General features: G+C 67.5%; 6 protein-coding genes. 4 read left to right on the forward strand and 2 right to left on the reverse strand.

Annotation, left to right across the window (positions count from 1 at the left end):
- Positions 1-369 precede the first annotated feature (369 nt).
- Both AC5RTT_RS19115 and AC5RTT_RS19120 read left to right on the forward strand, forming a co-directional pair.
- Positions 370-810 carry a glycosyltransferase gene (locus tag AC5RTT_RS19115; protein ID WP_494146507.1) on the forward strand — a complete coding sequence of 147 codons (441 nt, stop codon included), beginning with the start codon at positions 370-372 and terminating at the stop codon, positions 808-810.
- A 125-nt stretch (positions 811-935) separates the two neighbouring features.
- A complete protein-coding gene (locus tag AC5RTT_RS19120) occupies positions 936-1616 on the forward strand; it encodes a nucleotide disphospho-sugar-binding domain-containing protein (RefSeq protein ID WP_494146508.1) in 681 nt (226 codons plus the stop codon).
- Here AC5RTT_RS19120 and AC5RTT_RS19125 read toward each other — a convergent pair.
- Complete coding sequence (locus AC5RTT_RS19125; RefSeq protein WP_494146509.1) at positions 1565-3178, reverse strand: serine hydrolase domain-containing protein; 1614 nt, start codon at positions 3176-3178, stop codon at positions 1565-1567. The genes AC5RTT_RS19120 and AC5RTT_RS19125 overlap by 52 nt on opposite strands.
- 392 nt (positions 3179-3570) lie before the next feature.
- On the opposite strand from AC5RTT_RS19125, the gene AC5RTT_RS19130 reads away from it, so the two are divergent.
- Positions 3571-4851, forward strand: coding sequence for a GmrSD restriction endonuclease domain-containing protein (locus AC5RTT_RS19130; RefSeq protein WP_494146510.1), 1281 nt, complete (start codon positions 3571-3573; stop codon positions 4849-4851).
- Between the two features lie 302 nt (positions 4852-5153).
- The gene (locus tag AC5RTT_RS19135; protein WP_494146511.1) at positions 5154-5525 is read left to right on the forward strand and encodes an excalibur calcium-binding domain-containing protein; all 372 of its coding nucleotides are present in this window, start codon (positions 5154-5156) and stop codon (positions 5523-5525) included.
- A gap of 51 nt (positions 5526-5576) precedes the next feature.
- On the opposite strand, the gene AC5RTT_RS19140 is transcribed toward AC5RTT_RS19135, so the two are convergent.
- A partial coding sequence (locus tag AC5RTT_RS19140) for an amidohydrolase family protein (RefSeq protein ID WP_494146512.1) occupies positions 5577-6767 on the reverse strand: 1191 nt, incomplete at its 5' end.

The following is a 6767-nucleotide window of genomic DNA, read 5'->3' on the forward strand; positions in this document are numbered from 1 at the left end:
CTGCACCCGGGAGGGTGTGGGAGAGTAGGACACCGCCGGACAACACATCACGGTCGAGGCCCCAACCACAGGTTGGGGCCTCCCGCATTTAACACACCAGCCACAGAGACGTTTGACCCGCTTGCTCTGGTGACCATGGAGCATCTGGTGCCAGTCTTTTCCGATCCTCCAGGCGCTTGTATGCTGTGGACCGGAGAGCCGGGAAGCCTGGTCGGCCCGCAGACATGAGCCTGCGGAAAACGCCCGGCGCCGCCGTCGGCGTTATCCTAACGTCTCGAGGAGCGGACATCCCATGGCTGCATTCAGCACAACTGGTAGTAACAGCCCCCGCCAGCACCACGACTGGAACCGCAGCGTAGGCGACAGATCATGAAAATCATGCTGCTGACTGCCGGCACCCGCGGTGACGTTGAACCCTTCCTGGCACTGGCCCGCGCTGCTGAAGCGAGGGGACACCAGGTACGGCTGGCAATTCCTGACAATTCCGGAGCAGCCACGGCAGGCGTGGACACGGTTAGCCTGCGGATGGATTTTGCCCAGCTGGTTAGCGATCAGGGAGTGTCTCCATGGCGTGCAGGCGCAGCCTTTCGGTCTGTGATCCGGCCGGCGGTGGGCAGGCTGTTGTCCGCCGCTGTGGAGCACATCCTGGCATTCGGCCCGGATGTTGTTGTCTACCACCCGAAGGTCTTGAGCGCGCCGATGGCAGCAGCCCATCTTGGAGTTCCATCCGCCATTGTGGAGACTGTGCCACTGACGCCCCCAAGGAGTTTCCGGCACCATTCATCACCACCGCCAACCTGGGACCCCTGAACCGTGCCAGTTACAAGGCCGTCAAGGCGGCTACTCTGATGTTCAGGAATGAGCTCACTGCAGCCTTGAAGCCCTTGCCGGCGGGTGCTGAGCGGCAATCGCAGGCTGGACATTCCCTGGTGCCCGTGAGCCCGCATTTGCTGACCCGCCCGGCCGATTGGTCGCCGAGGGTCCATCTAACCGGTCATTGGGCGGGAGAACCACGGCTGGTAGACGCCGACGATGAATTGAAGGAGTTCATTGCCGGTAGGGATTTTGTCTACGCCGGGTTCGGTCCCATGAAAGCCGGTGACGCCAGGAAACGGGGTGAGGTCATCGTCGCTGCCGCGCGCAGGAACGGCCTGAAAACGCTGGCCGCCGAGGGATGGGGAGGCATCGAGATTCCCGCAGCAGCCCGTGGCGATGACGTCCTGGTCAGGGAATCTCTGCCACACCACCTTGTCCTTCCGCGGGCTGTTGCCGCCATCCACCACGGCGGGGCCGGCACCGTCCATGCCGCCGCCCGGGCCGGCATTCCCTCCGTGGTGGTCCCGTTCATTGCCGACCAGCCGTTCTGGGGACGTGTGCTGCAGCGAGGCGGGCTTGCACCGAAGCCGATCCCGTACCGCAACCTCACAACGGACCGGCTCGCAGATGCCTTGGACCAAACCAAGGTTCTCCGTACCCGGGCTACCCAGGTGGGGGAGTGCCTGCGGACAGAGGATGGGGCAGCCGTCGCAGTTGTTGTCCTGGAAGGCCTGGCCGGTTCCCCCGGCTACCGTTCCGGACTCGATGGTGATTCCGACGGCGTGGCCTGCGAGGGGTAGCGGTTGCCCTGCACGCGGCCTGTAGTCCCGGGCCGAGAAAGCTGGAGCAGCAGCAGTGTACGGGGGATCGGCCAGACGATGGCCAGGGCGAGTGCCGGCACCAGGAACAGGCCGACGTCGGGAAACTGCCGGATGACCACCAGCAGATGCGTATCGAACCGGCTCGGGGCATAGTCCAGGCTCAGCCACAGGACAAAGGCGTCGAGGGCCAGGGCGGCCACCACATAGACGGCGGGAAAACGCGCAGGTCCCTGCCGGAGCAGGAACCGCGCGCCCAGCCACAGGCTCAGCAGTTCCGCGAGCAGCAGTCCCAGGGCCACCGCCCAGCTGTACCGCTGGAGCCAGTCCTCGTAAATTACGGCCGGCACCGGTTCCTGGCTGTGGAGGATCCGGAGGACGTTCGTGTCGATGGCTTTCAACCGTGACGGTGCGGCGGCGTCGTTGGCATTGATGACCAGCGCGAGGCCCAGCCCCGAGGACGGGACCATGCCCAGGTAGGTGTGGCTGTTGCCCCACTCGCCCTGGTGCTCAAGGAGTCGGGGCAACGCCTCCTCGGGGACGGCCATGCCAGGGCCGGCGGACTCCACCAGCGGCCGGGTGAACCAGCCCATGGCGTACTCCTTGGATCCTTCAACCTGCACGCGCGGCTCGAACATTGTCTCCACGGTCCCGGGCCGGAGGATCTCTGCCGTACCGTAACGGCCGCCGTCGAGCAGGGCGATCAGCTCATGGCCCAGATCCTCCGCGGAGGAGTACAGCGTGGACGAGGGCATCCCGGACGAGGGAGCGGGCACGTCCGTCTGGCGCCAGAAGGAGCCGAACCAGCGGGAGTATCCTGCGGCGGCGTTGCCGGCGCGGGCGGCGGCACGGGTGGGGTGGGTGTGCGCCATGTCCAGCGGCCCGAAAACATGGTCTTCCAGGTACTGCCCGAACGGCTGCCCGGAGACCGTCTGCACCAGCAGGCCCAGGATGTTGTAGTTGGCGTTGGCGTAGTGGAATGCCTCGCCCGGCGTACGAGCCAAGGTGGCGTCAGCCAATGCCCGGACCTCTTCTTCCAGGGCCTCCGGGCCCTGGTCGAGGGAGGCTTCGAAGGCGGTGTCCCTGGACGCCATGCCGCTGGCCTGGTGCAGCAGGTGCCGCACCGTAATTGACGGGGAACGGCTGTCGTCAAGCGTGAACCAGGGCAGGTAGGCCTGCACCGGCTCATCCAGCCGCAGCCGGCCGGCCTCCACCTGTTGCATCACCGCGATCGCGGTCAGTGACTTGCTGGTGGACGCGAGCAGGACCGGCGTCTGGACCGTCATGGGCCGTCCGGAATCATCGGCGCGGCCGAAGGCGGCCGAGTGCACCTGCTTCCCGTCCTGCATGACGGTGACGGCAGCACCGGGGATTCCGAGGGCGTCGATCTGCTCCCGGAGGAAGGCATCGAGGGCGTCGTAGGTCTGCTCCGCGGTGGCGCGATCAGCAGCGGGAGCCGAGGCGGCAGGGGAGGGGACGGCAGCAATGCAGGCAGTCAGCAAGCACAGCAGGAGGCAGCGTGACCACACCTCACGAGTCCGCATGCCTGCACCTGCACTTCGGCCGCTTTTCCCTTCACGGTAGGGCGGACCAAAGGCGAAGACAAGCATCGTCCGGCCCAGCGGATCCCCCAATTGTTAAGCGAAAAAATTCAAGTGCGACAGGCATGCTCAAGATCTGCTCAAGGGCTGCACAATCTTCGGTGAGGAAAGCCGGAATGCGGAAATTTGGTGTAGCCGGACTAATAGGCTCAACGGCGAATCATTTGTCGCGTTTAGCAGCAAGCCCGGCAATTGCGGGGCCTTTTCGGGCTCAGATAGCTGGGGAATTGATGTCCGAATACCAGGCCCTGAGGGGTCCTTACCAACCTGCGCCCAGACCGCCGCGCAAACCGCTCGCCTCCACAATCATTGTCGGAGTCATTACCGCTCTTTTCGTGCTTTTGGGGTCGCTGAGCAGTGGACTTGGCGGTGCGCTGGTGTTCCTGGCCATCGCGGCCGGGCTCACAGGCCTGTACGTCCTCCTGACCGGACGCCGGTCCTGGGCGTGGCTGCCTGCCAAACGGAAGGCCGGCGCCGTCGCGCTCGCCACGTCGTTCGCCCTCCTCCTTGCCGGCGGCGCAACCATGCCGCGGGTTTCCACCGCGGACCTGGAAGCGGCCGTCTCGGGAAGCACGGCGTCGGCCGCCACGGCCACGGCGAGGCCAACCGCCACAGCCAGTGCGACGCCGTCGTCCGTTCCCACTGCCCAGGAGACGGGCGCACCGCTGGATCCGGAGACGCCTTACCTGGTGGCGCACGGCGCCCCTGTCACTGCTCCGAAGGAGCAGCCCGCGTTCGCCACCCGTGCGATCGACCTGCTGGCCACTCTTCCCATCAAGGGCAGGGCGCCGAAGACGGGGTACGACCGGGCGCTGTTCGGCCAGGCGTGGGTGGATGTGGACCGGAACGGCTGTGACACCCGCAACGACATGCTCAAGCGCGACCTCACAGCTGTCAGCTACGTGAACAGCGTCCCCTGCAAGGTGAAGTCGGGCATGCTCGACGACCCGTACACGGGCAGGAGCATCAAATTCCTGCGAGGGCAGGCCACCAGCACGGCGGTGCAGATCGACCATGTGGTGGCGCTCAGCGATGCATGGCAGAAAGGCGCCCAGCAGCTGACCACGGAACAGCGGACAGCGTTCGCCAACGATCCGCTGAACCTGCAGGCGACGGACGGCCCCACCAACCAGAAAAAGGGCGACGGCGACGCCGCCACCTGGCTGCCGCCGAACAAGGGCTTCCGGTGCGAGTACGTCGCCCGGCAGATTTCCGTGAAGACCACCTACGGGCTGTGGGTGACCCAGGCGGAGCACGACGCCATGGCCCGGATCCTGGCCGACTGCAGCGGACAGCTGGCGCCGACGAACGCGGAGCCCCCAGCTGCGCCGCCGGCACCGGTCGTGGCCGAGCCTGCACCGGCGGCGGTGGCACCGGCTCCCGCGGCCCCGGCTCCTGCGCCGGTTGCACCCGCACCGGTTGCACCCGCACCTGTCCCGGTTGCTCCGGCACCCGTGGCTCCGGCACCCGCTCCTGCTGTGCCGGCTCCAGCGGCTGCCTACTACGCCAACTGCACGGCCGCCAGGGCTGCCGGTGCGGCTCCGCTTTACGCCGGGCAGGCCGGTTACCGCGCCGGGCTGGACCGCGACCAGGACGGCGTGGCCTGCGAAGGCTAAGACCCACACTCTCGAAACCTGATCCAGTCATCACTCAAAAAGGGAAAACATTGAAGAAGCTGTACCCCATCGTCGTCCTGGCAGCAGTCGCATTGGCGGGCTGCGGAACAGGAACCCAAGCAAGCCTTACTTCCAAGGAGTCTGTAACCGCTACGGCCACTGCCACTGCCACTGCCACGGCGACACCAACGCCGAGTGCAACGAACCCTACTGATTCCGTGTGCACCACGGCCGCTGCGACCCAGAAGTACAACAGCCAGACCCTGGTTTGCACCCTAGGCAGTGACCAGCGCCTGGTATGGATGACTGAAGCGGAATCCAAGCGTGTCCTTGCAGCGGCAGCGGCAGCGGCTGCGGCAGCCGCCGAAAAGGCCGCTGTGGAAAAGGCCGCTGCGGAGAAGGCAGCTGCTGAGAAGGTGGCAGCCGAACAGGCAGCCCAGGCTGCTGCTCAGGCCGCAGCTGAGCAGGCTGCCCGGGATGCCGCAGCCCGCCAGGCTGCCGAAGCCGCGGCTGCCCAAGCGGCGCAAAAGGCTGCGCAGGCCCCCGCGCCTGCCGCCGTCTACTACGCGAATTGCTCGGCTGCGCGGGCTGCCGGCGCGGCACCGGTCTACGCTGGTTCACCCGGTTACGGCACGCACCTCGACAGGGACAGGGACGGCGTCGGCTGCGAGTAAGCCTCACCGGAATGCCGTGGATACCAGCAAAGGTATCCACGGCATTCGTCGTTAGAGCTCGTTCCGCACTACCGCGCCCTGCGCTACCACCACCCGCACCTGCTCCAGCGCCGAAGCACTGGCCAGCGGGTCGGCGTCGACCACGATCGCATCGGCCCGGGCGCCGCGGACCAGGCGGCCGACGTCGCGCACTCCCAGCAGGTTGGCCGCGTGGGTGGTGGCCGCCTGGAGCACTTCCAGCGGAGACAGCCCGGCCTCGGCGAGCAGCCGCGCCTCGGTGCCGATCGGGGTGACGTCGGTGCCGAAGGAGTCCGTGCCGGCCACGATGGTCACGCCCGCCTCCTTCGCAGCGAGGACTGCGGCCTGCAGGATGGGCGTGTACTCCTGGCCGCGCGCGGCCAGAACCGGGTTCGGCGAGGACGCCATGCTGGTGATCGCATCCATCGTGGGCGTGAAGTAGGTGCCGCGGCGCGCCATCTCCGCGATGGTTCCTTCGGACACGAACACGCCGTGCTCGATGCTGCGCACCCCGGCCCGGACGGCGCCGTCGATCCCCTCGGCGCTGTACGCGTGGCACAGGACGCCCGCACCGTTGGCCGCCTTCACCACGGCGGACAGCTGCTCCTGGTTGTACACCAGCTCGCGCGGATCCTGCTCGGGAAGGCCGGCGCGCGGGTTGGCCCGTGTCTTGACGACCTGGGCCCCGCGCGCGAGGTTCACCCGGGTGAGGTAAGCAAGGTCCCCCGTCTCGCGGACGCCCGTAGGCAACGTGGCGAGCGGGGCGAGGTCCGGATCGGCCAGCAGCGAATCGCCGAGGTCGGGGGAGACGAACAGCCCGGCCGGTGTCATCCGCGGCGAGACCCCGGGCGCCCAGCCCGGCAGCGCCGCCAGCGCCACGTCCTGGTAGAAGCTGCTCGATCCGCTCCGCACGCTCGTCGCGCCGCCCTGCAGGATGAGCCGCGCATCGGCCAGCGCGTTCGCGTGGACGTGCACGTCCACCAGCCCCGGCAGCACCCAGCGCCCGGTGGCATTCAGCACCCGGGCACGGCCCGCGACGGCGGCAACGGCCTTCCGCGTCTCGTCGCGCGTTCCGACGGCGGCCACCTTGCCGCCGTCGAGCACCAGCACACCGTCCTCCACGGCGTCACCGGTCAGGGGGTCGACGATGGTGCCGCCTTCGATGACCAGCGGCGGGTGGGTGAGGGGCTGGCCGTGGTAGGTGGGGCCGGCAAGGATGAGTAA

Source organism: Arthrobacter sp. Y3221157 (assembly GCF_059089865.1).